Annotated in this window: 2 protein-coding genes; both read left to right on the forward strand. The window is 37.7% G+C overall.

Annotated features, from left to right (window positions below; all coding sequences use genetic code 11):
• Positions 1-124 precede the first annotated feature (124 nt).
• Positions 125-898, forward strand: a complete 774-nt coding sequence (locus E1140_RS00510; protein WP_155177998.1) for an enoyl-CoA hydratase/isomerase family protein — start codon at positions 125-127, stop codon at positions 896-898.
• Entirely contained in the window at positions 895-1,797 is a 903-nt protein-coding gene (locus E1140_RS00515) for an arginase family protein (protein WP_185153329.1), read from the forward strand. The genes E1140_RS00510 and E1140_RS00515 overlap by 4 nt, the downstream gene beginning before the upstream one ends.
• Positions 1,798-1,920 lie beyond the last annotated feature (123 nt).

The following is a 1,920-nucleotide window of genomic DNA, read 5'->3' on the forward strand; positions in this document are numbered from 1 at the left end:
GCTCGCTTTCTAGATATAAAGCTGATAAATTTAAAATGCAGTGTGACCAATTAAGTATTCATTATGCTTCCGTTTATCATGATGGAGCACAGGAAATTCTTATTTAACCATTAGAATTGTAGATATGGAATTTGTAAAATATGAAGTAGCAGACAGGGTTGGATATATTACACTTAATCGCCCTGATAAAAGAAATGCATTAAACTATCAAGTAGTAGCAGAACTGAAGGAAGTATTTAAACAAGCATCTGAAGACTCATCAGCTAAAGTAATCGTGCTGAGAGCTAACGGTCAGGCCTTTTGTGCAGGGGCAGATTTAGCCTACCTGCAACAACTTCAGAAAAACACTTATGAAGAAAATCTGGAGGATAGCAGTCATTTGAAGGAGCTGTTTTATCAGATATATACTTTAAATAAGGTTGTAATTGCTCAAATAGAAGGGCATGCTATTGCAGGAGGTTGCGGCCTGGCTACAGTTTGCGATTTTTCTTTCACCGTGCCTGAAGCGAAATTTGGTTATACCGAAGTACGGATTGGTTTTATTCCTGCTATTGTAAAGGTGTTTCTTTTAAGAAAGATTGGTGAAATGAAATCAAAACAGCTGCTCCTAACTGGTGAACTTATTGACGCTAATGAAGCAACAAACCTTGGATTGATCAATGAAGTGGTTGAGAAAGACGAGATTGTCGCAAGAGTTAAGGAGTTTGCTAAAATGCTTATTGAAAAGAATAGTGGTCAATCTATGGCTTACACCAAGCAAATGATAGCTGCAGTGCCTTCAATGACTTTGGAAGATGGGTTGCATTATGCTGCCGAAATGAACGCAAAGGCTAGAGCCAGTGAAGATTGTCAGAAGGGAATTGCATCATTTCTAAATAAAGAGCCTATCGCCTGGTGATCAAATTCGCTTTCTCCAATAAATATATTTATCCCCTGCCCGATGGACATCGCTTTCCAATTGAAAAGTATGAATTGGTAAAAGAGCAGCTGGTTTATGAAGGCACCATTCATGAAGAGCAGGTTTATGATCCTGGGTTGGTGGATGAAAAGCTAATTCTTGATGTTCATACGGCAGAATACTGGTACTCGCTCAGAGATTTAACAATTGGCATAAAAGCCGCAAAGAAGATTGGCCTTCCCGTTAACGAGATGTCAGTAAATCGAGCTCGTAATAGTGTAGCTGGCACCGTTTCTTCAGCATTACTCGCCAAAGAGCATAGCATTGCAATTAACTTGTCCGGAGGTACACATCATGCTTATGCTGGACATGGAGAGGGATTTTGTTTCTTAAATGATTTGGCCATTGCAGCTCTTCATTTGCTTAATAACAAGTTAGCGAGTCGGATTCTTATCATAGACTTAGATGTACATCAGGGAAATGGTACCGCTAAGATTTTCGAAAATGATAAGAGGGTATTTACTTTCTCTATGCATGGCAAGGCCAACTACCCAATGCACAAAGAGAAGTCTGACCTTGATATTGCTTTACCTACTGGTATAAATGACAAAGATTATCTGACTGTTTTAAGTAAAAATATTGATGAACTTGTTACTAAAATCAACCCTGACTTTGTGTTTTTTCAAGCTGGAGTAGATGTTATGAAAGGGGACAAGCTTGGTAAGATGCACCTGTCCAAAGCAGGGGTGAAGCAGAGAGATGAATTGGTTATTGAGCGTTGCAAATCTTACAATATACCACTAGTTATAACTATGGGTGGAGGCTATAGCGAAAAGTTAAAAGATTTGGTTGAAGCTCATTGTAACACCTTTAGAACAGCCGTTAAACACTATTCTTAACATAAAAATAAGTTTAATTACTAATAAACTTACATCACAATAAATTGGCAATGAATTTGATTGGTTACAAACATCTAATTGGTTAATTATGATTTTGTAAACCCAAACACTATGATGAAAATA

The organism is Fulvivirga lutimaris (assembly GCF_009711525.1).
Lineage (GTDB): Bacteria > Bacteroidota > Bacteroidia > Cytophagales > Cyclobacteriaceae > Fulvivirga > Fulvivirga lutimaris.

What these genes read in the sequence shown, in the direction of transcription:
- E1140_RS00510 (WP_155177998.1), top strand. Translation starts at nt 125, where the DNA reads ATGGAATTTGTAAAATATGAAGTAGCAGACAGGGTTGGATATATTACA.